We start from the raw sequence: 24,507 nt of genomic DNA, 5'->3' as shown, positions 1-24,507 counted from the left end.
TGCCTGTCGCCGTTCTGGCCTGCGGGCTTGGCGACAAAATATTGCGCATGAACCAGCCGGATTCAAAATAGTCTGTTCTGCGTTTAGAGAATTCCCGATGCGCCACTGGTGGCCCATCGCTACCCTGAGATAGCCGTCTTCCATGTTTGGTTCCAACGACGACAAAAAAGCGCCGGCCGAGGCTGGCGAGAAGAAAGGCCTGTTCAGCTGGTTTCGCAAGAAGCCGCAGCAACCTGTCGCCGAACAGCCACAAACCCCTGAACCGCAGGCCGTAGAACCGGCCGCGCCGCAGGCCCCCGTCGAGCAGCCCGAGGTTGCTCCGGTCGAGCCCGTGGCCCCGGTCGTGCAAGCGCCTGCTCCCGAGCCCGTCGCCTCCGAGCCCCTGCAGGCGCCACGGCCGGAGCCGGTCGCGTCCACGCCGATGCAGGCGCCTGCGCCGGAGCCTGTGGCGTCCATGCCGCTGCAAGCCGTGCAACCGGTTGTGGAACCGGTGCCCGAGCCCACTGCGCCGGTCAGCAACCTGGTGTTGCCGGTAGCCGAAGAGCCGGTGGCCCTGGTGCCGGACCTCGAACAGAAAGCCCCGCCGGCCATTCCCGAGCGCCCTGTCGCCGAGCCTGAGCCCGAGCCGGCCGCTCCGGCACCTGTCGCCACCGAACACGCCAAGGTCGGCTTCTTCGCCCGCCTCAAGCAGGGCCTGTCCAAGACCAGCGCCAGCATCGGCGAGGGCATGGCCAGCCTGTTCCTGGGCAAGAAAGCCATCGATGACGATTTGCTCGACGAGATCGAGACCCGCCTGCTGACCGCCGACGTAGGCGTCGAGGCCACCTCGGTGATCGTGCAGAACCTGACCCAGAAGGTCGCCCGCAAGCAACTGGCCGACGCCGATGCGCTGTACAAGTCGCTGCAGGACGAACTGGCCGCGCTGCTGCGTCCGGTCGAACAGCCGCTGAAGATCCAGTCGCAGACCAAGCCCTACGTGATCCTCGTGGTCGGCGTGAACGGTGCCGGCAAGACCACCACCATCGGCAAGCTGGCCAAGAAGCTGCAGTTGGAGGGCAAGAAAGTCATGCTGGCAGCCGGCGATACCTTCCGTGCCGCGGCGGTGGAGCAGCTGCAGGTGTGGGGCGAGCGCAACCAGATCCCGGTCATCGCCCAGCACACCGGTGCCGACTCGGCCTCGGTGATCTTCGATGCCGTGCAGGCCGCCAAGGCTCGCGGCGTGGATGTGCTGATCGCCGATACCGCCGGTCGCCTGCACACCAAGGACAACCTGATGGAAGAGCTGAAGAAGGTGCGGCGGGTCATCGGCAAGCTCGATGCCGAGGCGCCCCATGAGGTCCTGCTGGTACTGGACGCCGGTACCGGGCAGAACGCTATCAGCCAGGCCAAGTACTTCAACCAGAGCGTCGAGCTGACCGGCCTGGCCCTGACCAAGCTGGACGGTACCGCAAAAGGCGGGGTGATCTTCGCCCTGGCCAAGCAGTTCAACCTGCCGATCCGCTTCATCGGTGTCGGCGAAGGTATCGACGACCTGCGCACCTTCGAAGCCGAGCCTTTCGTCAAAGCCTTGTTTGCCGAGCGGGAGCATCCATGATCCGATTCGAACAGGTTGCCAAGCGCTATCCCAACGGCCATGTCGGCCTGCACGAGCTGAGCTTCCGGGCGCGCCGGGGCGAGTTCCTGTTCGTCACCGGCCACTCGGGCGCGGGCAAGAGCACCTTGCTGCGCCTGTTGCTGGCCATGGAACGCCCCACCAGCGGCAAGCTGATGCTGGCCGGCCAGGATCTGGGGCAGATCAGCAACGCACAGATTCCTTTCCTGCGTCGGCAGATCGGCGTGGTCTTCCAGAACCACCAACTGCTGTTCGACCGCACGGTGTTCAATAACATCGCGTTGCCGCTGCAGATTCTCGGGCTGTCCAAGCCCGAGATCGCCAAACGCGTGGACTCGGCCCTGGAGCGTGTGTCCCTGAGCGACAAGGGCGAACTGTTCCCGGCGGACCTGTCCACCGGGCAGCAGCAGCGGGTGGGCATCGCCCGCGCCATCGTTCACCAGCCGGCCTTGCTGTTGGCCGATGAACCCACCGGTAACCTCGACCCGCGCCTGGCCGCCGAGATCATGGGCGTGTTCGAGGACATCAACCGCCTGGGCACCACGGTATTGATCGCCAGCCACGACCTGGCGCTGATCGCGCGCATGCGTCACCGCATGCTGACCTTGCAACGCGGTCGCTTGATCGGCGATGGGGAGGCCGGGCAATGAACACGACACGTACGCCGAAAGTCTCCGAGCGCGTCGCGCCGAAAGCCGCCGACCCGCAGCCGAACAAGCAGCGCGGCGGCCACGACGACGATGGCCCGGACTTCCGCACCCTGTTGCATGCGTGGCTGGAGAGCCACCGCGCCAGCCTGGCCGACAGCCTGCGCCGCCTGGGCAAGCAGCCGATCGGCAGCTTCTTCACCTGCCTGGTCATGGCCGTGGCACTGAGCATGCCCATGGGCCTGTCGTTGCTGCTCAAGAATGTCGAGAAACTTGGAGGCTCCTGGCAACGCGCCGCGCAGATCTCCCTGTATCTTAAGCTCGATGCGGGCAGCAAGGAAGGCGAGGCGCTGCGTGACGAGATCAAGGGCATGCCCGGCGTGGCCGATGCCCAATATGTCAGCCGCGAGCAGGCGCTGGAGGAGTTCCAGCAGCAATCCGGCCTGGGCGAGGCCCTGCGCGAATTGCCAGACAACCCGCTGCCCGGTGTGGTGGTGGTGACCCCGACCGAGGTCGACAAGCCGGCCCTGGAGGCCCTGCGCCAGCGCCTGGCGGAACTGCCGAAGGTCGAGGCGGCACAGCTGGACCTGGTCTGGGTGGAACGCCTGGCGGCGATCCTCAAGCTGGGTGATCGCTTCGTGTTCGGCCTGGCTGTGATGCTCGTTTCGGCCCTGTTGTTAGTAATCGGTAACACAATTCGTCTACATATCGAGAACCGCCGCATCGAGATCGAAGTGATCAAGTTGGTGGGGGGGACCGACAGCTATGTCCGTCGACCCTTCCTCTACATGGGCGCGCTCTACGGCCTGGGCGCTGGTGTGCTGGCCTGGGGCATCCTGGCCTTCTCGCTGGACTGGCTCAACGATGCGGTCGTGGACCTTTCCGGGTTGTATGGCAGTGATTTCGCCCTGGCAGGTGTACCAGGGTCGGATGGACTTTCGCTCTTGATCGGTGCTGTACTGTTGGGGTATATCGGTGCGTGGATCGCGGTCGCTCGTCACCTGAACGAGCTGGCACCACGATAATGTTTTTACGCCAGCATTGACTTTTTTACCATTCTGGGAACTTGTTTCGCGGTTTCCGGTCAATGTTGGCAGTGCCCAAAAGGCACGAGTTCGTGAGTCGGAGGTACTTAATGACCACTTCGTTGCAACCTGCCTATGCCCTGGTTCCCGGTGCAAACCTGGAAGCCTACGTGCACACGGTCAACAGCATCCCGTTGCTGACGGTCGAGCAGGAGCGTGAACTGGCCGAGCGTCTCTACTATGAGCAGGATCTCGAGGCCGCTCGGCAAATGGTGATGGCCCACCTGCGTTTCGTCGTACATATCGCCCGTAGCTATGCAGGCTATGGGCTGGCCCAGGCCGACCTTATCCAGGAAGGCAACGTTGGCCTGATGAAGGCGGTAAAGCGTTTCAACCCGGAAATGGGCGTGCGCCTGGTGTCCTTCGCAGTGCACTGGATCAAGGCCGAGATCCATGAGTTCATCCTGCGCAACTGGCGTATCGTCAAGGTGGCGACCACCAAGGCCCAGCGCAAGCTGTTCTTCAACTTGCGCAGCCAGAAGAAGCGCCTGGCCTGGCTGAACAATGACGAAGTCCATCGTGTGGCCGAGAGCCTGGGCGTGGAGCCGCGTGAAGTGCGCGAGATGGAAAGCCGCCTGAGCGGCCAGGATATGGCCTTCGACCCGGCCGCCGAGGCCGACGATGACAGCGCCTTCCAGTCGCCTGCGCATTACCTGGAAGACCACCGCTACGATCCGGCCGTACAGCTGGAGGATGCCGACTGGAGCGATAACTCCACCAGCAACCTGCACGATGCCTTGCAAGGGCTGGATGAGCGCAGCCGGGACATTCTCTACCAGCGCTGGTTGGCCGAGGAAAAAGCCACGCTGCATGAGCTGGCGGATAAGTACAGCGTGTCGGCGGAGCGTATCCGTCAGTTGGAAAAGAACGCGATGAACAAGGTCAAGGCGTTGATCACAGTCTGATCACCCTTGGCTGGATGCAAAAAGCCGCTGCTCTCGGAAGAGGCAGCGGCTTTTTTGTCGGGGCTGCTACGCAGCCCTTTCGCGGCACAAGGCCGCTCCTACAGGGGGGGCGTGCGGCCTGTGTTTCAGGGACGAAGCTGCATCAGGTAGCTGGGTCCGCCCAACTGGCTCATCTGCCGGCGGATCCAGCCGGCGCGGTTGGCCACATAGGCACTGGGTCGGCTGGCACTCCACTTCAACGGGCTGGGCAGCACAGCCGCCAGCTGCGCGGCCTGTTGGCGCGAAAGGCGGCTGGCATCCACACCGAAGTGGTAGCGGGCAGCCGCCTGGGCGCCGAATACTCCTTTGCCCCATTCGGCGCTGTTCAGATAGACCTCCAGGATCCGCTGCTTGGACCAGAACAGCTCGATCAGCGCCGTGAACCAGGCCTCCAGCCCCTTGCGCAGCCAGCTGCGGCCGGACCACAGGAACAGGTTCTTGGCCACCTGCTGGGTCAGGGTGCTGGCCCCGCGGATCTTGCCGCCGCGCTCGTTGTAGGCCAGCGCAGCCTGGATGGCCGGCAGGTCGAAGCCCCAATGGTTGGCGAACTTCTGGTCCTCACCGGCGATGACCGCCACCTTGAGTTCATCGGAGATCCGCTCCCAGGGCGTCCAGTCCCGCTGCAGGTCGATCGGCTCGCCACTGACCCATGACTGCACCTTGCGCTCGACCATCAGTGCCGTGCCCGGCGGCGGTACCCAGCGCAGGGCCAGCACCACGACGATGCTGCCGGCGGCGAACCAGAGCAGGGCGCGGACGAGGCGGCGGATTAGGGATGACAACATGGTGATGGCTTGGCCGGACCGGTGGAACGGGCCATTATACAGACCCCTTTCCAGGAGTCGTCCCATGCTTCGCAGCTTCCTGATGCTCGCTGCCTTCTTCGGCTTCACCGGCGTGGGCCTGGGTGCTTTCGCCGCCCATGGCCTGAAGAGCCGCCTGAGCGCCGATTACCTGGCGATCTTCCAGACCGGCGTGACCTATCAACTGGTGCATGCCTTGGCCCTGCTTGGCGTCGCGCTGCTCTCGGTGCACCTGCCCGGGCGCCTGGTCGGTTGGGCCGGTGGGCTGTTCGCCATGGGGATCGTGCTGTTCTCCGGCAGCCTGTATGTGCTGACCCTAAGCGGCCTGGGCAAGCTTGGTGTCATCACACCCATCGGCGGCCTGTGTTTCCTGGCCGGCTGGTTGTGCCTGGGGCTGGCTGCCTGGCGCCTGAGCTGACCAAGTGGTCCACAATCGCGACTAATGGCGTCGGCCACCCTTGGGTTGGAATGCGGATCGGGGCTAGAATGCGGACCCCCAAAGCACAATGGTGGCCGTGCGCATGCGCATTCAATTGAACGGTGAACCTTACGAATTGCCCGATGGCGAGAGCGTCGCGTCCCTGCTGGGTCGGCTGGAGCTCGCCGGCCGCCGGGTGGCGGTGGAACTGAACCTGGATATCGTCCCGCGCAGCCAGCACGAAAGCACGCAGCTGAGCGAAGGCGACCAGGTCGAAGTGGTCCATGCCATCGGTGGCGGCTGAGTCCCGCCCGGCGATTCACCTGCAAGTCCCGCAACCTTTTCCAGAGGATCCACGATGAGCAACGTTCGCAGCGACAAGCCCTTCACCCTGGCCGGGCGCACTTTCCAGTCGCGCCTGCTGGTCGGCACCGGCAAGTACCGTGACATGGAAGAAACCCGCTTGGCCATCGAGGCCTCGGGTGCCGAGATCGTCACCGTTGCCGTGCGCCGTACCAACATCGGCCAGAACCCGGGCGAGCCGAACCTGCTCGACGTGTTGCCGCCGGACCGCTACACCATCCTGCCGAACACCGCCGGTTGCTACGATGCCGTCGAAGCCGTGCGCACCTGCCGCCTGGCGCGTGAGCTGCTCGACGGCCACAACCTGGTCAAGCTGGAAGTGCTGGCCGACCAGAAGACCCTGTTCCCCAACGTCATCGAGACCCTCAAGGCCGCCGAAGTGCTGGTCAAGGACGGTTTCGACGTGATGGTGTACACCAGCGATGACCCGATCATCGCCCGTCAGCTGGCCGAAGCCGGCTGCATCGCGGTGATGCCGCTGGCGGGCCTGATCGGCACCGGCCTGGGCATCTGCAACCCCTACAACCTGCAGATCATCCTGGAAGAATCCAAGGTGCCGGTGCTGGTCGATGCCGGCGTAGGTACCGCCTCCGACGCCACCATCGCCATGGAGATGGGCTGCGAGGCGGTGCTGATGAACTCGGCCATTGCCCATGCCCAGCAGCCGGTGCTGATGGCCGAGGCCATGAAGCACGCCATCGTCGCTGGTCGCATGGCCTACCTGGCCGGGCGCATGCCGAAGAAACTCTATGCCAGCGCCTCGTCGCCGCTGGAAGGTCTGATCAAGTAAGAGCCCCTGATGACTGAATCGCAAGACACGCCGATCACCACCGACGGCGAAGCCCGCCCGCACCGCCGCATCAAGAGTTTCGTGATGCGCGCCGGGCGTATGACCGAAGGCCAGCAACGCGGCCTGGAGCAGGGCGGCCCCCTGTTCATCCTGCCCCTGGCCGACAGTCCGGTGGACTACGACCAGGTGTTCGGCCGTTCGGCGCCGCGCACCTTGGAGATCGGCTTCGGCATGGGCCATTCCCTGCTGGAAATGGCCGCGGCCGCGCCTGAGCTGGATTTCATCGGTGTCGAAGTGCACCGTCCGGGTGTCGGTGCACTGCTCAATGGCGTATTGACCCAGGGTCTGAAGAACCTGCGGGTATACGATTGCGACGCCATCGAGGTGCTCAACCGCTGCGTGGCCGACAACAGCCTCGACCGTTTGATGCTGTTCTTCCCCGACCCGTGGCATAAGGCGCGTCACCACAAACGCCGCATCGTCCAGCCGGCATTCGCCGAGCTGGTGCGCCGCAAGCTGAAGGTCGGTGGCGTGTTCCATATGGCCACTGACTGGGAGCCGTACGCTGAGCACATGCTGGAGGTGATGAAGGTCGCGCCGGGGTACCGCAACCAGGCGCCTGATGGCACCTACGTTCCGCGTCCCGAAGAGCGCCCGATCACCAAGTTCGAGCGCCGTGGCGAGCGCCTTGGCCATGGTGTTTGGGACCTGAAGTTCGAAAAGGTCGAGTGATCGGGTTTCAATAAACCGCTCTCAGGACGGTAACGCCAGTCAGTTAAGCCTTATCGGCTGCACTTGGGGCTGCTACGCAGCCCATCGCAGGCTGTCGCCAGCTCCCACCGAGATTGCGCCGCTCTCAAGACTTGCGAAATCACTGTGGGAGATTACCCAGCCCTTCGGGCTGCGCTGTCGCGCAGAGAACAAGCGGCCAATGCAGCCCCTGTGGGAGCGGCGGTGCGGCGGTCCGACTTGCCCCGCGATCAAGGGCGAAGCCCTTGCCAGGCGACGGTGATATCGGGCCCGGCCCAATCGCGGGACAAGCCCGCTCCCACAGGGTGCCGCAAATCAAATGGTCATGCGTTGTTCTATGAGAGCCGGCTTGCCGGCGATGGGCGCAAGCGGATCAGCCGCGGCGGTCTGCTACCACGCCGATCAGGACCAGTACCACCAGCAGCACCGGTGCCAGGGCGTAGTTGTTGAATTGGGCCAGGCCTTTCACCACCCAGGGGGTTGCGTAGATCAATGCGGCGCCGCTGCCGATCATCACCAGCAGTGCCATGAAGGGCACGCGCAGGGCCCCGGCCAGGCCACCCAGGCGTCCTTCCACCCAGCCCTTGATGTCGGTGCCGAACAGCACCAGCAAGCAGCCTACCAAGGCCAGGGAGATTTCCGACAGGTTGCTGCGGCTCCAACGAGAAACGGTCGCGAGCAGGTCAAGTACCAGGTCCATGGGTCATCCTTAGGTCAAGAAATACTGCAACAGGTCATTGAGAAACAATTGGCCCCGGGGTGTTGCCACCAGCCGATCCGGTTCGACCTGCAAAAGGCCCTTTCGTTCTGCCTCGCGCCTGGCTTCTGCCAACTGCGAAAGCGCAAGCCCGGTGCGTTGGCTGAACAGCTCGGCTTCCACCCCTTGGGTCAGGCGCAGGGCGTTCATCAGGAATTCGAACGGTAGTTCGTCCACCGGTAGCCGCTTTTCCCCGGCCTTGAATGGCTTGGCCAGGTTCAGGTAGTCCTTGGGCAGGCGGGTCTTCCAGGTGCGCAGGATGCGCCCATCGGCGAAGGTCAGCTTGCCGTGGGCGCCGGCACCGATGCCGATGAAGTCGCCAAAGCGCCAGTAGTTGAGGTTGTGCCTGGCGGCGCGGCCCGCCTGGGCGTAGGCCGAAACTTCGTACTGCTGGAAGCCGTTCGCGGCCATCAAGGCTTGCCCGGCTTCCTGGATGTCCCACAGGATGTCGTCTTCGGGCAACTCCGGTGGCTGGTTCCAGAACACGGTGTTCGGCTCGACGGTCAGCTGGTACCAGGACAAATGGGTCGGCCCCAGGTCGACGGCCTGGCGCAGGTCTGCCAGGGCATCTTCCAGCGATTGGTCGGGCAGGCCGTGCATCAGGTCCATGTTGAAATTGTCGAAGCCGGCCGCCCGTGCCATGCCGGCGGCGCGGATCGCCTCGTCGCCGTTGTGGATGCGCCCCAGGGCCTGGAGCTTGGCCGGCTGGAAGCTCTGCACGCCGATGGACAGGCGGTTGATCCCCGTTTGCCGATAGGCCTTGAATTTCTCTTGCTCGAAGGTCCCAGGGTTGGCCTCCAGGGTGATCTCGATGTCCGTGGCGAACGGGATGCGCTGCTCCACGCCGCGCAGCAGCCGCCCCAAGGCATTGGCGCTGAACAGGCTCGGCGTGCCGCCGCCGAAGAAGATCGAACTGAGCACGCGGCCCTGCACGGCGGCCATCTCCTGGTCCAGGTCGGTCAGCAGGGCATCGACATACGCCTCTTCCGGCAGCTCAGGGCCGGCGGCATGGGAGTTGAAGTCGCAATAGGGGCATTTGCGCACGCACCACGGAATGTGGATATACAAGGACAGGGGCGGCAGCGTGGCGAAACCCGCCGCGCCGGGCTGGCGTGGCTGGGTGGACAGCGTTTCGGTCATGCCAGGCCCAGACGTTGACGCAGCAGGGCCATGGCGCGGGCGCGGTGGCTGAGCTGGTTCTTTTCCACGGGATCGAGGTCGGCGCTGGAGCACTTGCGCTCGGGGACCCAGAACAGCGGGTCGTAGCCGAAGCCGTGCTCGCCGCTGGCTTCGAACAGGATGCTACCGTGCCACAGGCCTTCGCAGAGGATGGGCAATGGGTCCTCGGCATGGCGCACCAGGGCCAGGACGCAGACGAACTGCGCGCCGCGCTCCTCGACCGGAACGTCCTTCAAGGCTTCGAGCAGCTTGGCGTTGTTCGCTGCATCGCCCTTGCCATCGGCGTAGCGCGCCGAGTAGATGCCCGGTGCGCCGCCGAGGCAGTCCACCGCAAGCCCCGAGTCGTCCGCCAGGGCGGGCAAGCCGGAGATGCGTGCGGCATTGCGGGCTTTGAGGATGGCGTTCTCGACGAACGACAGGCCGGTTTCCTCAGGCTCCACCTGGCTGAATTCACCGATCGAGCGCAGGTGCACGGACTCGCCGAGCATGGCCTGCAGTTCCTTGAGTTTGCCGGCGTTGTGGCTGGCCAATACGAGTTGCTGGAAATTCATCATTCGCCTGGGAACACTTCCTGGTTGAAGCTGAGTTTATGGCTGATACCGCCGGTTTCGACGTTGACGTCGAAGGTCAGGGTTTCCGGCTGTTCGATCTTGAACTGGGCGATGTAGTACACCGCGCCCTGGTCGCTGATCTGCTTGAACGACAGCGGGCTGCTACGCCCGGTCAGGTCCTTCACCGTGCCGCTGACCACCGCCATGCCTGGCTTCCCGGCCTTGAGCACGGCAATGTTGAGCACGCCCTGGTTCTTACTGCGGGTCAGGCCCGTGGCGGCGGCCACGTCTGGCTGCAGCATGCTCGAGGTGAAGGCGCTGTAATGCACCGTGACGTCGCCGAAGACTTCCTTGCGCTCCGGCCTGGCGGGGTCTGCAGCCAGTACCGGCAGGGCCAGGCACAGGCTGATCAGGAATAGGGCTAGGCGACGCATGGTGCAATCCTCCAATGGGTTGGGCGCGAGGTTCAGACCGCGACCTGATGTTCTGGCAGGCCCCGGCTGCTGACGCGATAAATGCCGATCTCCCCTAGAAGATTAGGCCATAGCCGGCCCGCCCACCCATTACGGTGCAGACGGTCGACCGCCAGGCGGTCGATGACCTTGGCGTTGCGCTCGTGGCACAGCTCTTCGAAGTCGGCGAAGGTGCAGAAGTGAATGTTCGGGGTGTTGTACCAGGTGTAGGGCATGAAGTCCGAGACCGGCATGCGACCTTTGGTCGCCAGGTACCAACGGCAACGCCAGTGGCCGAAGTTGGGGAAGGTGATGATGCATTGACGCCCCACGCGTAGCATCTCGTCGAGGATGCGGTCGGGGTACTCCACGGCCTGCAGGGCCTGGGTCATGACCACCACGTCGAAGCTGTTGCTGGCGAAGTTGCCCAAGCCCTTGTCCAGGTCCTGCTCGATGACGTTGACACCCTTGGCCACACAGGCGGCGATGTTGTCGGCGTCGATCTCCAGGCCATAGCCGGTGACCTGCTTGCGCTCGCGCAACGAGGCCAGCAGCTCGCCGCTGCCGCAGCCCAGGTCGAGTACCCGGCTGCCGGCGGGGATCCAGTCGTGGATGATTTCCAGGTCGGCTCTCATGCTGTCCTCAGATGGCGATGCGATTCATGTAGTTCGCGAAACCCTGCATGTAGCGAGGCGTGGGGATCAGGAAGGCATCGTGCCCGTAAGGTGAGTCGATCTCCAGGTAGCAGACGTTCTTGCGTGCTGCCATCAGGGCGTCGACGATCTCCCGTGAACGCGCCGGGGAGAAGCGCCAGTCGGTGGTGAATGACATGATGCAATAGTCCGCCGAGACGTGAGCCAGGGTAGCGGCCAGATCGCCGCCGTGGCGTGCGGCCGGGTCGAAGTAGTCCAGCGCCTTGGTCATCAGCAGGTAGGTATTGGCGTCGAAGCGCCCGGAGAACTCCTCGCCTTGGTAGCGCAGGTAGCTCTCGACCTGGAACTCGACACTGTGGAAGTCGTAGTTGAGCTTGTCGCTCTTGAGCTCGCGGCCGAATTTCTCGCCCATGGAGTCGTCGGACAGGTAGGTGATATGGCCGACCATGCGCGCCAGCATCAGGCCGCGCTTGGGAATCACGCCCTGGTCCTGGAACGAGCCGCCGTGGAACTCCGGATCGGTGAGGATGGCCTGGCGTGCCACCTCGTTGAAGGCGATGTTCTGTGCCGAGAGCTTGGGGGCCGAGGCAATGTCCACGCAATGGCGAACGCGGTCCGGGTAGCTGATGGTCCACTGCAGCGCCTGCATGCCGCCCAGGCTGCCGCCGACCACGGCGGCCCACTGGCCGATGCCCAGGCGGTCGGCCAGGCGCGCCTGGCTGTGTACCCAGTCTTCCACGGTCAGGACCGGGAACTCCGCGCCGTAGGGCTTGCCGGTGGCCGGGTTGATGCTGCTCGGGCCGGTGCTGCCGTTGCAGCCGCCCAGGTTGTTCAGGCTGACCACGAAGAAGCGGTTGGTGTCGATCGGCTTGCCAGGGCCTATGCAGCTGTCCCACCAGCCCGGCTTGCGGTCGGTAGGGGCGTGGTAGCCCGCGGCATGGTGGTGGCCGGACAATGCATGGCAGATCAGCACGGCATTGCTGGCAGTGCTGTTGAGGGTGCCATAGGTTTCGTAGACCAGCTCGTAGCTGGCCAGGGAGCGGCCGCAGGCCAGGGCCAGCGGCTCATCGAACCGGGCGGTTTGCGGTGTTACCAGACCAACGGAATCTTCGGGAAGGACAGTGGACATCGACCCTGCTCACGCTTGACGGAGGCGTAAGTCTAAAGAGGGCCACCCCCAGCGGCAAGCGAAGGCTTGCCGCCGTGGGTAAGGTTGGTCAGATCATCCGCCACAGCTCTTGTGGCATGCCAGCGTAGGCGGCCAGCGGGGGCATGACGAACGACTGGATCACCTGGATCGCCAGGAATGCGAAGATCGGCGAGATGTCCATGCCGCCGAGGTTCGGGACCAGGCGACGGAATGGCGCCAGCACCGGTTCGCTGATCTGGTAGGCCAGTTCGGCCGCCGGGTTGTGGCTGTTGGGGGCGACCCAGGACACGATCACCATGACGATCATCGCCACCCAGAAGATCTTCAGGAACAGCGAGGTGACACCGATGATCGCCCACATCAGCAGGTGCAGGACGTCGCCGAAGGTGCCATAGCTGACCATCAGCACGAAGGCCATCAGCAGCGCCTGGATCACCACCGACAGCACCAGGGACGAAGTGTCCAGGCCACCGACGCTGGGGATGATGCGGCGAAGCGGCTTGAGCAGCGGCTGGGTGGCGCGCACCGCGAACTGGCTCAGCGGGTTGTAGAAGTCGGCCTTGACCAGTTGCAGCACGAAGCGCAGCAGGACGATCACCAGGTACAGGCTGACCAGGGTTTGCACCACGAAGATCGCGGCGCCGGACAATGCATTCATCGACAGCTCCTTATTTGCCCAATTGCTCGGCCAGTTCGGCGGAACGTTTCGCTGCGGCCTCCAGTGCCTGCTCGACGATGGCCTCGAAGCCATTGCCTTGGAACGACTTGATCGCAGCCTCCGTGGTGCCGGCCGGCGAGGTCACGCGGCGGCGCAGTTCGGCGGCGTCGACGTCGCTGGCTACGGCCATGTGCGCGGCGCCCAGGGCGGTCTGCAGGGTCAGCTGGGAGGCGGTTTCACGTGGCAGGCCAAGCTTTTCGCCTGCCGCGGTCATGGCTTCGATCAGCAGGAAAAAATACGCCGGGCCGCTGCCGGAGACCGCAGTCACAGCGTCCAGTTGCCGCTCCTGCTCCAGCCACAGGGCGGTACCCACGGCCGACAGCAGTTGCTCGGCCTGCTGGCGTTGTTCGCTGGATACTTCCTCGGTGGCATACAGGCCGCTGACGCCTTGGCGCAGCAGTGCGGGGGTGTTGGGCATGCAGCGCACCACTGGGCGAGCGCCGACCCAGCTCTGCAGGCTGGCGCAAGTGATGCCGGCTGCGATGGAAACGATCAGCTGACCATCCTGCAAGCTCGGTTGCAGGGCCTGGCACACGGCTTTCATGACCTGCGGCTTTACTGCCAGGACGATGACGTCGGCGCCATCGATGGCCTGGGCGTTGTTCTCGAAGGTTTCGATGCCGTGTTCGGCCTGGATGCGGCTGCGGGTCTCGGCGCCCGGGTCGCTGGCGCGGATCTGCGAGGCGTCCAGGCCCTGGGCACGCAGACCACCGATCAGGCTGGCGGCCATGTTGCCGGCGCCGATAAAGGCAATTCGTGTCTTGCTCATGTCAGGTCCTTGAGGGAAAGAGTGAGTAAAGCATGGATTCAGGCGGCGCCGTAATCACGCGCCCCGAACAGGGCGGTGCCGATACGTACCCAGGTCGCGCCCTGGGCGATGGCAGCCTCGAGGTCGTGGCTCATGCCCATGGACAACGTGTCCAGGTCCAGGCCAAGGCCTTCCTGCAACCGGCGCAGGGTGGCGAAGGCGGCCTCCTGGGCGGCGCGGTCGTCGGTGGGCTCGGGGATCGCCATTAGACCCCGCAGGTGTAGCCGGGGCAGGGCCGCCACGGCCTGGGCCAGCGCGGGCAGGTCGGCGGGGGCGCAGCCGGATTTGCTGTCCTCGCCGCTGACATTCACCTGCAGGCAGATGTTCAGTGGCGCCAGGCTCTCGGGGCGTTGTTCGGACAGGCGTTGGGCGATCTTCAGGCGATCCACGGAGTGTACCCAGTCGAAATGCTCGGCGATGGCTTTGGTCTTGTTCGACTGGATGGGGCCGATGAAGTGCCAGATCAAGGGCAGGTCATCGAGCTCGACCTGCTTGGCCAGGGCCTCCTGGAGGTAGTTCTCGCCGACATCGCGCACGCCTGCAGCGTGGATCTCGCGGATGGCGCTGGCCGGTTTGGTCTTGCTCACCGCCAGCAGCTGGACGCTGGCCGGGTCGCGTCCGGCGGCCTGCGCTGCGCTGTCGATGCGAGCGGCGAGGGCGGAAAGGTTGTCTGCTATGGTGGACATGGAATCGATGCCGACGGCTCTATGGTCTGCGGCATTCTACCTGCTTGATGGCCTTTGGGGAGTCTCATGGATGTGACCGACCTGCTGGCCCGGGCCATGGCTGCGGGGGCTTCGGACCTGCACCTGGCCGCGGGCGAAGTACCCATGCTGCGCCTGGATGGCCAGTTGCAGCGCCTGGACCTGCCGCCGCTGGCAGCCTCCACCTTGGAAGACGCGCTCGCACCGCTGCTGGACGAGGCGCAGCGGCGCCAATGGGCGAGTGGCGATGAGCTGGACCTGGCCGTGACGCTGCCAGGTCCTGTGCGTATCCGCTTGAACCTGTACCGCCAGCGCAATGGGCCTGGGGCGAGCCTGCGCTTGCTGCCCAGCCGCGTGCCGACCGTGGATGAGCTGGGCCTGGGGGAAGTATTTCAACCTATTGCGCAGTGGCGCGACGGCCTGGTGCTGGTAGGCGGGCCGACCGGCAGCGGCAAGTCGTCCACCGTGGCGGCTCTGGTCGACCAGCTCAACCACGCGCACCCCTTTCATATCATCACGCTCGAAGACCCTGTTGAACTTATCCACAGCAGCCAGCGCAGCCTGGTCAGCCAGCGTGAGATCGGTCGCGACTGCCGGGATTTTGCCCAGGGCCTGCGTAGCGCCTTGCGTCAGGACCCGGATGTGATCGTGATCGGTGAACTGCGTGACCTGGAGAGTATTCGTCTGGCCTTGCGTGCGGCGGAAACCGGCCACCTGGTGCTGGCGACGGTGCATACCCGCTCGGCAGTGAACAGCATCGACCGGTTGGTGGAGGTGTTTGCCGCAGAAGAAAAGGCGCTGGTACGGGCGATGCTGGCGGAGTCGTTGCGCCTGGTGGTGGCGCAGGTGCTGGTCAAGCGTGTGGGCGGTGGCCGGGTGGCTGCGCGGGAAGTGCTGGTGGCGACGCCTGCGGTGCGCAACCTGATCCGCGAGGGGCGGATGGCGCAGTTGCAGTCCGTGATGCAGACCGGGGCGGCGGCGGGGATGAAGACGATGGAGATGGCGTTGCAGGCGTTGCGGGGCCAGATTATTGAGGCAGGGTGATCTTAAAGCGCTTCGGTGCCTGTAAGATCGAGCGCCGCCCGCGCGGCGCTCGATCTTACGGCAAGCACCCGTCTCAAGGCCTACCTGAACAGCAGGCGATTTAAGTTCAGCGCTTGGCCAGTGCCAGCGTCTGTTCTTTGGGCAGCACCCGCTTGGCCACCACGTAATGCCGTTGCCAGTACGGCTTGCTCAGGGTATCGATGCTCACCCTCTTGCCAGTCCGTGGCGCATGGATGAAGCGGTCGTTGCCCAGGTAGATGGCCACGTGATTGACCCGGCGGCTCTTGATGTTGAAGAAGATCAGGTCGCCTGGCTTGAGGTCGCTCTTGGCCACTTTGACGCCATGCCCGCGGGCCATGGCATTGGAGGTACGCGGCAGGTCGACGTCGGCGACGTCGGTGAAGGCGTACTTGACCAGCCCGCTGCAGTCGAAGCCCTTGCTCGGGCTGCTGCCGCCCCAACGATAGGGCGTACCGAGTACATTGACGGCACGGCTGAGCACATTGCTGCTCTGCTTGGCCGACATCATGGCCACAGGTAGTTGGCTGGAGGCCTTGGCGGCATTGCTTGGGCGAGCGCGCAGGCTGGTCTGCTTGATCGGCGTGCGCTTCACGGTGCTACTGGCATTGGTGGTGTAGCCGGTAAACCCGTTGGGAAGACGTTGCTCACGGTTGGTGGCGTGGGCGGCCAGGGGTAACAGAAGGCAGAGGGTCAGCCATGTCTTGAACAAAGGCGGCATAGTTGAAACTCTTTTAGGTATGTGTTGGCTGTATGGCGCGCAACTCTATAACACCTACGGTGGGTTTTTCGTTCCGTTGGTCGATTGCGCGGGTACCATACGTCGGCTTCCAAGGAAAAAGTCACAAATTTCCTTAGAAAATTTTTCACTAATCCAAGGAGGACAAGCATGAATGGTTATCAACAGGGGGCGCCGTTGCACGACACCCACAGCAAGGTCCTGGGTTATCTCTTGTGGATCTTCGGCTTCACTGGCTCGCACCGCTTCTACTATGGCAAGCCGATCACAGGCACCCTCTGGTTCTTCACCCTGGGCTTATTGGGTATCGGTTGGTTGATCGACCTGTTCCTGATCCCGTCCATGGACCGTGAGGCGGACATGCGCTTCCAGCCGGGCCGGGTGGACTACAATCTGGCCTGGATCTTCCTGACCTTCCTGGGCATCTTCGGAGTGCATCGCCTGTACCAGGGCAAATGGATCAGTGCCCTGATCTACCTATTCACCGGTGGCTTGTTCCTGGTTGGCGTGCTGTACGACTTCTGGACGCTCAACAGCCAGATTTCCCAGGTCAACGCCGAACGCCGCTGATAGAAAAAAGGCCTTGTCGCGTGGGGCGGCAAGGCCTTCTCTTGTTACTGGCGGGTCTGTCGCTGCTGCAGCAGCAGGTTGCCAAAGCCTGCCCCGGCCAGTTGCTTCTGCGCCCCGGTCAGTTGTTCACGATTACTGAACGGGCCGACCAGTACGCGGTACCAAGTCTCGTCCTTCACCGTCCCCGACTCCACCTTGACCGACTGGCCGAGCAGGATGATCTGCGCCCGGACCTTGTCGGCATCGGCCTGCTTACGGAACGAGCCGGCCTGGAGGAAGAACTGCGTGGTCGCTGCCGGCTTGATCACCGGGGGCGCAGGCGGAGGTGTCTGCCCCATCAGGGCGGCCTGGGCGCGGGCGGTGTCGATCTTCGCCGCTTCCGCTGGTGTGACCGGCTTGATCGGTTGCGCCGGCACCGGTGGGGTTTTCTCCGGCACGGCTTCGGGCGGCACGATGACCTCCGATTCCGGCAGCAGCGTATAGAAGTCGTACTTGGGCTTGACCGGCTGCTGCTGCGCAGGCGCGCTGCCTTTGCCAGCTTCGGCGACCTTCGCCGGCTTCTGTTGCTCGGGCTTGGTGCGCTTGATGTCGTCGCCGCCAGGCTCGAGCTTCATCAGGAAGACGATGAAGGCGCCGACGGTCAGGCCGACCGCCAGCCAGATCCAGCCCGGGATCGGCTGTTTGGCCGGTGCCTGGTTACGGCTGGCGCCACGCTTGGGTGCGGGTTTTTTCTTGGCAGCCAACTTACATGCGCTCCAGGGTTTCCAGGCCGAGCAGTTCCAGGCCCTGCTTGAGGGTCCGGCCGGTCAGGGCGGCCAGGCGCAGACGGCTCTGTTGCTGCTCGGCGGTCTCGGCGGCGAGGATCGGGCAGTTCTCGTAGAAGCTGGAGAACAGGCCGGCGATGTCGTACAGGTAGCTGCACAGCACGTGTGGGGTGCCTTTCTCGGCCACGTTGTTGAGCACTTCGCCGAACTGCGCCAGGCGCGCGGCCAGGTCCTGCTCGTGGGCAGCCTGCAGGGTGATCTTGCCCTCGACTTCGTCAAAGCCCTTGCCCAGCTTGCGGAACACACTGGCCACGCGGGTGTAGGCGTACAGCAGGTACGGCGCGGTGTTGCCGTCGAAGTTGAGCATCAGCTCGAAGTTGAAGCTGTAGTCGCTGGTGCGGTGCTTGGACAGGTCGGCGTACTTCACTGCGCCGATGCCGACCACTTCGCCGATGCGGCGCAGTTCGTCCTCGGACAGGCTCGGGTTCTTGTCCTTGACCAGGGTATAGGCGCGTTCCTTGGCCTCGGTGAGCAGGTCGATCAGCTTCACGGTGCCGCCGTCGCGGGTCTTGAACGGGCGGCCGTCGGCGCCGTTCATGGTGCCGAAGCCCATGTGCTCCATCTGCATCGGGTGGCCGACGAAACCTGCGCGGCGGGCAACTTCGAATACCTGGTTGAAATGCAGGGCCTGGCGCTGGTCGACGAAGTACAGGGCGCGATCGGCCTTGAGCACATTGCTGCGGTAGCGTACGGCGGCAAGGTCGGTGGTGGCATAGAGGTAGCCACCGTCGGCCTTCTGCACGATCACCGGCAGCGGCTCGCCTTCGGCATTCTTGAATTCGTCGAGGAATACGCACTGGGCGCCCTGGTCCTCGACCAGCAGGCCCTTGGCCTTGAGGTCGGCCACGACGTTGGCCAGGTCGGCGTTATAGGCGCTTTCGCCCATCACGTCGGCCATGGTCAGCTTGACGTTGAGCAGCTCGTAGGTCTTCTGGCAGTGGGACAGGGAGATGTCCTTGAAGCGGGTCCACAGGGCCATGCACTCGGGGTCGCCGGCCTGCAGCTTGACCACCAGGCCACGGGCGCGGGTGGCGAATGTTTCGGACTCGTCGAAGCGCTTCTTGGCTGCGCGGTAGAAGTTCTCCAGGTCCGACAGCTCGTCGCTGGTGATCGGGTTCTCTTCCAGGTAGGCCAACAGCATGCCGAACTGGGTACCCCAGTCGCCTACGTGGTTCTGGCGGATCACCTGGTCGCCGAGGTACTCCAGGACCCGGGCGACGCTGTCGCCGATGATGGTCGAGCGCAGATGGCCGACGTGCATTTCCTTGGCCAGGTTCGGTGCCGACAGGTCGATCACCACCTTCTCGCTCGGGCCGGCCTTGCGCACGCCCAAGTGATCGTCGGCCAGGGCGGCGTCCAGGCGGTTGGCCAGCGCCTGGGTGTTCTGGAAGAAGTTCAAGAAGCCAGGGCCTGCGATCTCGACCTTGGTGATGTCGTCGCTGGCCGGCAGGGCTGCGATGATCTTGTCGGCCAGGTCGCGCGGCTTCATGCCGGCGGGCTTGGCCAGCATCATGGCGATGTTGCTGGCGAAATCGCCATGGGTCTTGTCCCGGGCATTTTCCACCTGGATCGCCGGCGTCAGCCCTTCAGGCAGCACGCCGTCGGTGACGAGTTGGGTGAGGGCTTGCTGGATCAGCTGGCGAATGGTGTCTTTCATGGCGTTCTCTTTTCGACCGCAAGCGCGGTGGGGCGCTTCGATGCGCAGGTGGAAAAACTGGGCATTATCCGTTCCTGGGGGCTTGTTGCCAACCTCTGAGCATCTTGCGTGTCCTTGTAGGAGCGGGCTCGTCCCGCGATCAAGGGCGCAGCCCTTGCCATGCCGTCGCGCCTACAGGGTCGGCTTATCGCGGAACAAGCCGGCTCCTACAGGGCATGTGTGTGCTGCGCCTTTGCTCAGTACAGGTCGACCGGGTCCACATCCAGCGACCAGCGTACCTGGCGCCCGGACGGCATGTGCTCCAACACTAGCAACCAGGCACTGATCAGTCGATGCAAAGGCGCCCGGGCATTGGCCTGGAGCAATAATTGCGCGCGGAAGCGCCCGGCGCGGCGCTCCATGGGCGCCGGCACCGGGCCGAGCAGCTCGATACCGTGCAGGTTCTGCTCGGCCAGCAGGCGTTCGGCCGCGGCGCAGGCCTCGTCGAGAAAGCTCTCCGCCTGGCCCGGCTTGTGCGCCTCGGCACGCAGCAAGGCCAAATGGGCGAAAGGAGGCAGGCCTGCAGCCCGACGTTCGCTCAGGGCCTGTTCGGCGAAGGCGAAGTAGCCCTGCTCGGTCAGCTGCACCAGCAAGGGGTGTTCGGCCAGGTGGGTCTGGATGATCACCTTGCCTGGCTCCTCGGCCCGCCCGGCGCGGCCGGCCACCTGGACAATCAGCTGGGCCATGCGCTCGCTGGCGCGGAAGTCGCCGGAGAACAGGCCGCCATCGGCGTCGAGGATGGCCACCAGCGTCACCCGGGGGAAGTGGTGACCCTTGGCCAGCATCTGCGTCCCGACCAGGATGCTGGGCTGGCCGCGCTGGATAGTGGTGAACAGGTTGTGCATGGCGTCCTTGCGCGAGGTGCTGTCGCGGTCGACGCGCAGGACAGGGTAGTCGGGGAACAGCGTTTTCAGGCGCTCCTCGGCCCGCTCGGTGCCCGCGCCCACCGGGCGCAGGTCGACATGGGCACACTGCGGGCACTGGTGCGGCAAGCGCTCGTCGTGGCCGCAATGGTGGCAGCGCAGCACGCCGGAGCGTTGGTGTACGGTCATTCGCGCATCGCAGCGCGGGCATTCGCTCAGCCAGCCGCAGTCATGGCACAGCAGCGTCGGGGCGAAGCCGCGGCGGTTGAGGAATACCAGCACTTGCTGGCCGGCTTCCAGGGTCTGGCGGATGGCTTGCTGCAGCGGGCCGCTGATGCCGCTGTCCAGAGGCAGGCTGCGCACATCCAGGCGCAGGAAGCGAGGGGCACGTGCGCCGCCGGCGCGCTGGTTCATGCGCAGCAGGCCGTAGCGCCCGCTGTGGGCGTTGTGCAGGCTTTCCAGCGAGGGTGTGGCGGAGCCGAGCAGGATCGGGATGTTTTCCTGGTGGGCACGCACCACGGCCAGGTCCCGGGCGTGGTAGCGCAGGCCTTCTTGCTGCTTATAGGAGCCGTCGTGCTCCTCATCGATGATGATCAGGCCGGGGTTCTTCATGGGTGTGAACAGCGCCGAGCGCGTGCCGATGATGATGTCGGCCTCGCCATCGCGGGCCGCCAGCCAGGCATCGAGGCGCTCACGGTCGCCAACCGCCGAGTGCAGCAGGGCGATGCGGGCATTGAAGCGCTGCTCGAAACGCGCCAGGGTCTGTGGCCCCAGGTTGATCTCGGGGATCAGGATCAATGCTTGCTTGCCCGCTTCCAAGGTTTCACGGATCAGCTGCAGGTAGACCTCGGTCTTGCCGCTGCCCGTCACCCCGGCCAGGAGGAAGGCGTGGAAGGCGCCGAAGCCCGAGCGCACGGCATCGAAGGCAGCCAGCTGCTCCTCGTTCAGGGGCAGTTCCGGCTGTGCCAGCCAGTGTTCGTGACGAGCCTGGGGCAGGTGGCGGCGTATTTCCACCTGGACCAGTTCCTTGGCCAGCAACAGATCCAGGCTGTCCTTGTTCAGGCCCAGCTTGGTCAACAGGCTGTGGGCGACACCGTGGGGGTGTTGCGACAATGTCTTGAGGGCTTCGCGCTGGCGCGGTGCGCGGGCTATGCGCGGGTCTTCCAGGCGGGCGCCGGGCGCCACGTGCCAGAAACGCTCCTGGCGCATCTCGGCCGGCTCGCCCTGGCGCAGCAGGGTCGGCAGGGCCCAGTTCAGGGTGTCGCCCAGGCTGTGCTGGTAATACTGCGAGGTCCACAGGCACAGCTTGAACAGCGAAGCCGGCAGCGGCGACACCGGGTCGAGCAGGGCACTGGCAGGCTTGAGCTTGTCTGCCGGAACTTCGCTCTTGTCGCAGACTTCCACCAGCACGCCGATCATCTCCCGGCGCCCGAACGGCACACGGATGCGCATGCCCGGCACCAGCGCCTGGCGGGCCATGCTGGCCGGAGCCCGGTAGTCGAACAGGCGACGCAGGGGCGAGGGCAGGGCAAGGCGCAGGATGACGTCGGACACGCGGAAGGTCTCTGGAGGGCATTTCGGAATCCGCCGAGACTAGCAGACGACAGTCGGTGCTCGCGACACCTTGCGTTGGCGCGATGCTCTGGTATTATTCGCCGCCTAATTACGTGCGGTATTCAACAATTGGTGTTGGGTGGCGGCACGCAGCTCGAGGAAGTGACGATGAAACCAGAAATTCACCCGAATTACGAAGTAGTTGCAGTCACCTGCAGCTGCGGCAACAAGTTCGAGACCCGTTCGACCCTGGCCAAGCCTCTGTCGATCGACGTCTGCTCCCAGTGCCACCCGTTCTACACTGGCAAGCAGAAGGTCCTGGACACCGGTGGTCGCGTACAGAAGTTCGCCGATCGCTTCGGTATGTTCGGTACCAAGAAGTAATCATGCGTATGGCGAACCCCTCGGGTTTCGCGCTACTGCAGAAGAAGGCGCCCCTTGTGGGCGCTTTTTTTGTGGGCGCGATCTGGCACCTCCCCGCCCTTGCCTACTGTCCCCTGCCCGACAAACCGCAGCACGTGGCGGTACGCCAGGTGGTCGATGGCGACACCTTGCGCCTGAGCGATGGGCGCAGCGTGCGCATGATCGGGCTCAACGCACCGGAAATCGGCCGCAAGGGGCGTACCAGCGAACCCTATGCCGAGGCTGCCAAGCGCCGCCTGCAAGCCTTGGTGAAAGCCAGCGACGGGCGCGTCGGCCTGGTGCCGGGCGTGGAGTCGAAAGACAAGTACGGGCGCACCTTGGCGCATATCTACAGTCGCAATGGCGACAATCTCGAGGCGGTATTGCTCAGCGAGGGCCTGGGCTATCGGGTCGCGGTGGCGCCCAACGTCAACCTCGCCTCCTGCCAGCAGCAAGCCGAACAGGCGGCCAGGGCGGCCCGTGTCGGACTCTGGCGGCAGTCGCCGGTGCTGCGTGACGGCGATGTGCGCCAGTCTGGGTTTGCCGTCATCAGCGGCAAAATCCAGGGCATCGAGCGCAATCGCGGCGGGGTCTGGCTCGATCTTGGCGAGCAGGTGGTGCTGCAGGTTCCCGCTCGTCTGCAACGCAACTTCCCGCCCAGGTTCTTCGATAATCTCAAAGGACGCCAGGTCGAGGCGCGTGGCTGGGTGCTGGATCGATCCCGCAAGGGCGGCCTGAAGTCAGGGCAGCGGCGTTGGTTGTTGCCATTGACCGATCCGAGCATGTTGGAGCGTGTTTCAGGTTAAATAGTTGTAGACATTTCGCTATTGGATTGTACACACTTGATGGCGTATGCCCCGTGGGTTATAGCGTAAAGTCGTAGGCTAAAGGCCTTGACACAAGTGACCGGGCAGTCTTGTAGCCCCCCGGCTCTTTGCGTATCCTCGGCGGTCCGTCAGAACAGTAAACAAGCGGAATGCCCACCATGTCAGACCTGAAAACCGCCGCTCTCGAATATCACGCTCAGCCTCGCCCGGGGAAACTGAGCGTCGAGCTCACCAAGCCAACCGCAACCGCTCGTGACCTGGCCCTGGCCTACAGCCCGGGCGTCGCCGAGCCGGTGCGCGAGATTGGCCGTGACCCAGAGCTGGCCTACAAGTACACCGGCAAGGGCAACCTGGTCGCGGTGATTTCCGATGGTACCGCCATCCTCGGCCTCGGCGACCTGGGCCCGCTGGCCTCCAAGCCGGTCATGGAAGGCAAGGGTGTTCTGTTCAAGCGTTTCGCCGGTATCGACGTGTTCGACATCGAAGTCGACTCGGAAAGCCCGCAGGCCTTCATCGACACCGTCAAGCGCATCTCCATCACCTTCGGTGGCATCAACCTGGAAGACATCAAGGCGCCTGAGTGCTTCGAGATCGAGCGCACCCTGATCGAGCAGTGCGACATCCCGGTCTTCCACGATGACCAGCACGGTACCGCGATCGTCACCGCGGCCGGCATGATCAACGCCCTGGAAATCGCCGGCAAGAAACTCGAAGACGCCAAGATCGTTTGCCTGGGTGCTGGCGCTGCCGCCATCTCCTGCATGAAGCTGCTGGTCAGCATGGGTGCCAAGGTCGAGAACATCTTCATGATCGACCGTACTGGCGTCATTCACGCCGGCCGCGACGACCTGAACCAGTACAAGGCCCAGTTCGCCCACGCTACCGACAAGCGCACCCTGGCTGACGCCCTGGAAGGCGCCGACGTGTTCGTTGGCCTGTCCGGCCCGAACCTGCTGAGCGCCGAAGGCCTGAAGTCCATGGCGGCCAACCCGATCGTGTTCGCCTGCTCGAACCCGGACCCGGAAATCGCCCCGGAACTGGCCCATGCCACCCGCAACGACGTGATCATGGCCACCGGTCGTTCCGACTACCCGAACCAGGTCAACAACGTGCTGGGCTTCCCGTTCATCTTCCGTGGTGCCCTGGACGTTCGCGCCAAGCGCATCAACGAAGAGATGAAGATCGCTGCCGCCATCGCCCTGAAGGACCTGGCCAAGCTGCCGGTGCCGAAGGAAGTGTGCGACGCCTACGGCGTACAGGCCCTGGAATTCGGCCGTGAGTACATCATTCCGAAACCGATGGACCCACGCCTGATCACCGTCGTCTCCGACGCCGTGGCCAAGGCCGCCATCGAGTCCGGCGTGGCTACCCTGCCGTATCCGAAGCACTACCCGCTGCAGAGCGTGAACGACGTGTTCAACGGCTGATCCAGGCCGTAGCGCCATGAAAAAGCCCCGGCTCGTGAGAGTCGGGGCTTTTTCGTTTGGGTGCAGGTCAGTCAAGCGGCAGCGCCATACTTGTGGGAGCGGGCTTGTCCCGTGATTGGGCCGGCCCTGCCACCGCGACTGCTTGGCAAGGGCTTCGCC

Annotated in this window: 27 protein-coding genes; 13 read left to right on the top strand and 14 right to left on the bottom strand. The window is 64.4% G+C overall.

Features of this window, described 5'->3' with window-relative positions; genetic code table 11:
* Positions 1 to 142: 142 nt before the first annotated feature.
* From ftsY to rpoH, 4 genes are all read left to right on the top strand, one after another.
* Positions 143 to 1,594, top strand: coding sequence for a signal recognition particle-docking protein FtsY (gene ftsY, locus K8374_RS22520; protein ID WP_224457267.1), 1,452 nt, complete (start codon positions 143 to 145; stop codon positions 1,592 to 1,594).
* Positions 1,591 to 2,262, top strand: coding sequence for a cell division ATP-binding protein FtsE (gene ftsE / locus K8374_RS22515; protein ID WP_084853794.1), 672 nt, complete (start codon positions 1,591 to 1,593; stop codon positions 2,260 to 2,262). The genes ftsY and ftsE overlap by 4 nt, the downstream gene beginning before the upstream one ends.
* Positions 2,259 to 3,284, top strand: a complete 1,026-nt coding sequence (gene ftsX / locus K8374_RS22510) for a permease-like cell division protein FtsX (protein WP_224457266.1) — start codon at positions 2,259 to 2,261, stop codon at positions 3,282 to 3,284. The genes ftsE and ftsX overlap by 4 nt, the downstream gene beginning before the upstream one ends.
* A gap of 110 nt (positions 3,285 to 3,394) precedes the next feature.
* Positions 3,395 to 4,249, top strand: coding sequence for an RNA polymerase sigma factor RpoH (rpoH, locus tag K8374_RS22505; protein WP_084853798.1), 855 nt, complete (start codon positions 3,395 to 3,397; stop codon positions 4,247 to 4,249).
* A gap of 125 nt (positions 4,250 to 4,374) precedes the next feature.
* Here the strand turns inward: rpoH and mtgA are convergent, their stop codons facing one another.
* Entirely contained in the window at positions 4,375 to 5,073 is a 699-nt protein-coding gene (mtgA, locus tag K8374_RS22500; protein WP_084854286.1) for a monofunctional biosynthetic peptidoglycan transglycosylase, read from the bottom strand.
* A gap of 64 nt (positions 5,074 to 5,137) precedes the next feature.
* On the opposite strand from mtgA, the gene K8374_RS22495 reads away from it, so the two are divergent.
* The 4 genes from K8374_RS22495 to trmB all read left to right on the top strand — a co-directional run bounded on the left by K8374_RS22495 (position 5,138) and on the right by trmB (position 7,394).
* Positions 5,138 to 5,509, top strand: a complete 372-nt coding sequence (locus K8374_RS22495; RefSeq protein WP_224457265.1) for a DUF423 domain-containing protein — start codon at positions 5,138 to 5,140, stop codon at positions 5,507 to 5,509.
* 103 nt (positions 5,510 to 5,612) lie between these two features.
* The gene (thiS, locus tag K8374_RS22490) at positions 5,613 to 5,813 is read left to right on the top strand and encodes a sulfur carrier protein ThiS (protein WP_084854288.1); all 201 of its coding nucleotides are present in this window, start codon (positions 5,613 to 5,615) and stop codon (positions 5,811 to 5,813) included.
* A 54-nt stretch (positions 5,814 to 5,867) separates the two neighbouring features.
* A complete protein-coding gene (locus tag K8374_RS22485; RefSeq protein WP_043208630.1) occupies positions 5,868 to 6,662 on the top strand; it encodes a thiazole synthase in 795 nt (264 codons plus the stop codon).
* 9 nt (positions 6,663 to 6,671) lie between these two features.
* Positions 6,672 to 7,394 (top strand): tRNA (guanosine(46)-N7)-methyltransferase TrmB, encoded by a 723-nt coding sequence (trmB, locus tag K8374_RS22480; RefSeq protein WP_224457264.1) that lies wholly within the window; start codon positions 6,672 to 6,674, stop codon positions 7,392 to 7,394.
* Between the two features lie 391 nt (positions 7,395 to 7,785).
* Here trmB and K8374_RS22475 read toward each other — a convergent pair whose 3' ends face one another.
* The 9 genes from K8374_RS22475 to K8374_RS22435 form a co-directional block, all read right to left on the bottom strand.
* On the bottom strand, positions 7,786 to 8,112 hold the full coding sequence (locus K8374_RS22475) for a DUF3392 family protein (RefSeq protein WP_224457263.1): 327 nt from the start codon (positions 8,110 to 8,112) through the stop codon (positions 7,786 to 7,788).
* A 9-nt stretch (positions 8,113 to 8,121) separates the two neighbouring features.
* Positions 8,122 to 9,309, bottom strand: a complete 1,188-nt coding sequence (gene hemW / locus K8374_RS22470) for a radical SAM family heme chaperone HemW (RefSeq protein ID WP_224457262.1) — start codon at positions 9,307 to 9,309, stop codon at positions 8,122 to 8,124.
* Positions 9,306 to 9,902: an RdgB/HAM1 family non-canonical purine NTP pyrophosphatase gene (gene rdgB, locus K8374_RS22465; protein ID WP_224457261.1), complete on the bottom strand. Its 597-nt coding sequence runs from the start codon at positions 9,900 to 9,902 to the stop codon at positions 9,306 to 9,308. The genes hemW and rdgB overlap by 4 nt, the downstream gene beginning before the upstream one ends.
* Positions 9,899 to 10,333, bottom strand: a complete 435-nt coding sequence (locus tag K8374_RS22460) for a DUF4426 domain-containing protein (protein ID WP_224457260.1) — start codon at positions 10,331 to 10,333, stop codon at positions 9,899 to 9,901. The genes rdgB and K8374_RS22460 overlap by 4 nt, the downstream gene beginning before the upstream one ends.
* A 32-nt stretch (positions 10,334 to 10,365) precedes the next feature.
* Positions 10,366 to 10,986: a methionine biosynthesis protein MetW gene (gene metW / locus K8374_RS22455; RefSeq protein ID WP_224457259.1), complete on the bottom strand. Its 621-nt coding sequence runs from the start codon at positions 10,984 to 10,986 to the stop codon at positions 10,366 to 10,368.
* A 7-nt stretch (positions 10,987 to 10,993) separates the two neighbouring features.
* Positions 10,994 to 12,133: a homoserine O-succinyltransferase MetX gene (gene metX, locus K8374_RS22450; RefSeq protein ID WP_224457258.1), complete on the bottom strand. Its 1,140-nt coding sequence runs from the start codon at positions 12,131 to 12,133 to the stop codon at positions 10,994 to 10,996.
* An 88-nt stretch (positions 12,134 to 12,221) separates the two neighbouring features.
* The gene (locus tag K8374_RS22445; protein ID WP_084853815.1) at positions 12,222 to 12,812 is read right to left on the bottom strand and encodes a YggT family protein; all 591 of its coding nucleotides are present in this window, start codon (positions 12,810 to 12,812) and stop codon (positions 12,222 to 12,224) included.
* A 10-nt stretch (positions 12,813 to 12,822) separates the two neighbouring features.
* On the bottom strand, positions 12,823 to 13,641 hold the full coding sequence (gene proC / locus K8374_RS22440) for a pyrroline-5-carboxylate reductase (RefSeq protein ID WP_224457257.1): 819 nt from the start codon (positions 13,639 to 13,641) through the stop codon (positions 12,823 to 12,825).
* Between the two features lie 38 nt (positions 13,642 to 13,679).
* Entirely contained in the window at positions 13,680 to 14,366 is a 687-nt protein-coding gene (locus tag K8374_RS22435; protein WP_224457256.1) for a YggS family pyridoxal phosphate-dependent enzyme, read from the bottom strand.
* A gap of 66 nt (positions 14,367 to 14,432) precedes the next feature.
* Here K8374_RS22435 and K8374_RS22430 point away from each other — a divergent pair, with 66 nt between their 5' ends.
* Positions 14,433 to 15,428, top strand: a complete 996-nt coding sequence (locus K8374_RS22430) for a type IV pilus twitching motility protein PilT (protein ID WP_224457255.1) — start codon at positions 14,433 to 14,435, stop codon at positions 15,426 to 15,428.
* Positions 15,429 to 15,534: 106 nt separating this feature from the next.
* Here K8374_RS22430 and K8374_RS22425 read toward each other — a convergent pair whose 3' ends face one another.
* Positions 15,535 to 16,167, bottom strand: a complete 633-nt coding sequence (locus tag K8374_RS22425) for a C40 family peptidase (RefSeq protein ID WP_224457254.1) — start codon at positions 16,165 to 16,167, stop codon at positions 15,535 to 15,537.
* Between the two features lie 168 nt (positions 16,168 to 16,335).
* On the opposite strand from K8374_RS22425, the gene K8374_RS22420 reads away from it, so the two are divergent.
* Entirely contained in the window at positions 16,336 to 16,755 is a 420-nt protein-coding gene (locus K8374_RS22420) for an NINE protein (RefSeq protein ID WP_224457253.1), read from the top strand.
* A 44-nt stretch (positions 16,756 to 16,799) separates the two neighbouring features.
* On the opposite strand, the gene K8374_RS22415 is transcribed toward K8374_RS22420, so the two are convergent.
* The 3 genes from K8374_RS22415 to K8374_RS22405 form a co-directional block, all read right to left on the bottom strand.
* Positions 16,800 to 17,498: an SPOR domain-containing protein gene (locus tag K8374_RS22415; RefSeq protein WP_224457252.1), complete on the bottom strand. Its 699-nt coding sequence runs from the start codon at positions 17,496 to 17,498 to the stop codon at positions 16,800 to 16,802.
* A gap of 1 nt (position 17,499) precedes the next feature.
* Positions 17,500 to 19,236 (bottom strand): arginine--tRNA ligase, encoded by a 1,737-nt coding sequence (argS, locus tag K8374_RS22410; protein ID WP_224457251.1) that lies wholly within the window; start codon positions 19,234 to 19,236, stop codon positions 17,500 to 17,502.
* 236 nt (positions 19,237 to 19,472) lie between these two features.
* Positions 19,473 to 21,692, bottom strand: a complete 2,220-nt coding sequence (locus K8374_RS22405) for a primosomal protein N' (RefSeq protein ID WP_224457250.1) — start codon at positions 21,690 to 21,692, stop codon at positions 19,473 to 19,475.
* Between the two features lie 168 nt (positions 21,693 to 21,860).
* Between K8374_RS22405 and rpmE the strand changes: the two genes are divergently transcribed.
* The 3 genes from rpmE (at position 21,861) to K8374_RS22390 (ending at position 24,348) form a co-directional block, all read left to right on the top strand.
* The gene (gene rpmE, locus K8374_RS22400) at positions 21,861 to 22,076 is read left to right on the top strand and encodes a 50S ribosomal protein L31 (RefSeq protein WP_084853831.1); all 216 of its coding nucleotides are present in this window, start codon (positions 21,861 to 21,863) and stop codon (positions 22,074 to 22,076) included.
* A 2-nt stretch (positions 22,077 to 22,078) separates the two neighbouring features.
* Positions 22,079 to 22,900: a thermonuclease family protein gene (locus K8374_RS22395; RefSeq protein ID WP_224457249.1), complete on the top strand. Its 822-nt coding sequence runs from the start codon at positions 22,079 to 22,081 to the stop codon at positions 22,898 to 22,900.
* A 179-nt stretch (positions 22,901 to 23,079) separates the two neighbouring features.
* Entirely contained in the window at positions 23,080 to 24,348 is a 1,269-nt protein-coding gene (locus K8374_RS22390) for a malic enzyme-like NAD(P)-binding protein (RefSeq protein WP_084853834.1), read from the top strand.
* Positions 24,349 to 24,507: the final 159 nt, after the last annotated feature.

It is taken from the genome of Pseudomonas sp. p1(2021b), from assembly GCF_020151015.1.
Lineage (GTDB): Bacteria > Pseudomonadota > Gammaproteobacteria > Pseudomonadales > Pseudomonadaceae > Aquipseudomonas > Aquipseudomonas putida_K.
This window is presented reverse-complemented; position numbering and strand designations above follow the sequence as displayed.

Bases quoted from the DNA above. Each gene is read 5' to 3' on its own strand.
- rpoH (WP_084853798.1), top strand. From the start codon at position 3,395: ATGACCACTTCGTTGCAACCTGCCTATGCCCTGGTTCCCGGTGCAAAC.
- metW (WP_224457259.1), bottom strand. From the start codon at position 10,986: ATGAGAGCCGACCTGGAAATCATCCACGACTGGATCCCCGCCGGCAGC.
- K8374_RS22435 (WP_224457256.1), bottom strand. From the start codon at position 14,366: ATGTCCACCATAGCAGACAACCTTTCCGCCCTCGCCGCTCGCATCGAC.
- ftsX (WP_224457266.1), top strand. From the start codon at position 2,259: ATGAACACGACACGTACGCCGAAAGTCTCCGAGCGCGTCGCGCCGAAA.
- proC (WP_224457257.1), bottom strand. From the start codon at position 13,641: ATGAGCAAGACACGAATTGCCTTTATCGGCGCCGGCAACATGGCCGCC.
- K8374_RS22425 (WP_224457254.1), bottom strand. From the start codon at position 16,167: ATGCCGCCTTTGTTCAAGACATGGCTGACCCTCTGCCTTCTGTTACCC.
- K8374_RS22390 (WP_084853834.1), top strand. From the start codon at position 23,080: ATGTCAGACCTGAAAACCGCCGCTCTCGAATATCACGCTCAGCCTCGC.
- ftsE (WP_084853794.1), top strand. From the start codon at position 1,591: ATGATCCGATTCGAACAGGTTGCCAAGCGCTATCCCAACGGCCATGTC.
- mtgA (WP_084854286.1), bottom strand. From the start codon at position 5,073: ATGTTGTCATCCCTAATCCGCCGCCTCGTCCGCGCCCTGCTCTGGTTC.
- hemW (WP_224457262.1), bottom strand. From the start codon at position 9,309: ATGACCGAAACGCTGTCCACCCAGCCACGCCAGCCCGGCGCGGCGGGT.
- rpmE (WP_084853831.1), top strand. From the start codon at position 21,861: ATGAAACCAGAAATTCACCCGAATTACGAAGTAGTTGCAGTCACCTGC.
- K8374_RS22495 (WP_224457265.1), top strand. From the start codon at position 5,138: ATGCTTCGCAGCTTCCTGATGCTCGCTGCCTTCTTCGGCTTCACCGGC.
- K8374_RS22445 (WP_084853815.1), bottom strand. From the start codon at position 12,812: ATGAATGCATTGTCCGGCGCCGCGATCTTCGTGGTGCAAACCCTGGTC.
- K8374_RS22475 (WP_224457263.1), bottom strand. From the start codon at position 8,112: ATGGACCTGGTACTTGACCTGCTCGCGACCGTTTCTCGTTGGAGCCGC.
- K8374_RS22420 (WP_224457253.1), top strand. From the start codon at position 16,336: ATGAATGGTTATCAACAGGGGGCGCCGTTGCACGACACCCACAGCAAG.
- thiS (WP_084854288.1), top strand. From the start codon at position 5,613: ATGCGCATTCAATTGAACGGTGAACCTTACGAATTGCCCGATGGCGAG.
- K8374_RS22460 (WP_224457260.1), bottom strand. From the start codon at position 10,333: ATGCGTCGCCTAGCCCTATTCCTGATCAGCCTGTGCCTGGCCCTGCCG.
- K8374_RS22485 (WP_043208630.1), top strand. From the start codon at position 5,868: ATGAGCAACGTTCGCAGCGACAAGCCCTTCACCCTGGCCGGGCGCACT.
- ftsY (WP_224457267.1), top strand. From the start codon at position 143: ATGTTTGGTTCCAACGACGACAAAAAAGCGCCGGCCGAGGCTGGCGAG.
- K8374_RS22430 (WP_224457255.1), top strand. From the start codon at position 14,433: ATGGATGTGACCGACCTGCTGGCCCGGGCCATGGCTGCGGGGGCTTCG.
- K8374_RS22395 (WP_224457249.1), top strand. From the start codon at position 22,079: ATGCGTATGGCGAACCCCTCGGGTTTCGCGCTACTGCAGAAGAAGGCG.
- metX (WP_224457258.1), bottom strand. From the start codon at position 12,133: ATGTCCACTGTCCTTCCCGAAGATTCCGTTGGTCTGGTAACACCGCAA.
- trmB (WP_224457264.1), top strand. From the start codon at position 6,672: ATGACTGAATCGCAAGACACGCCGATCACCACCGACGGCGAAGCCCGC.
- argS (WP_224457251.1), bottom strand. From the start codon at position 19,236: ATGAAAGACACCATTCGCCAGCTGATCCAGCAAGCCCTCACCCAACTC.
- rdgB (WP_224457261.1), bottom strand. From the start codon at position 9,902: ATGATGAATTTCCAGCAACTCGTATTGGCCAGCCACAACGCCGGCAAA.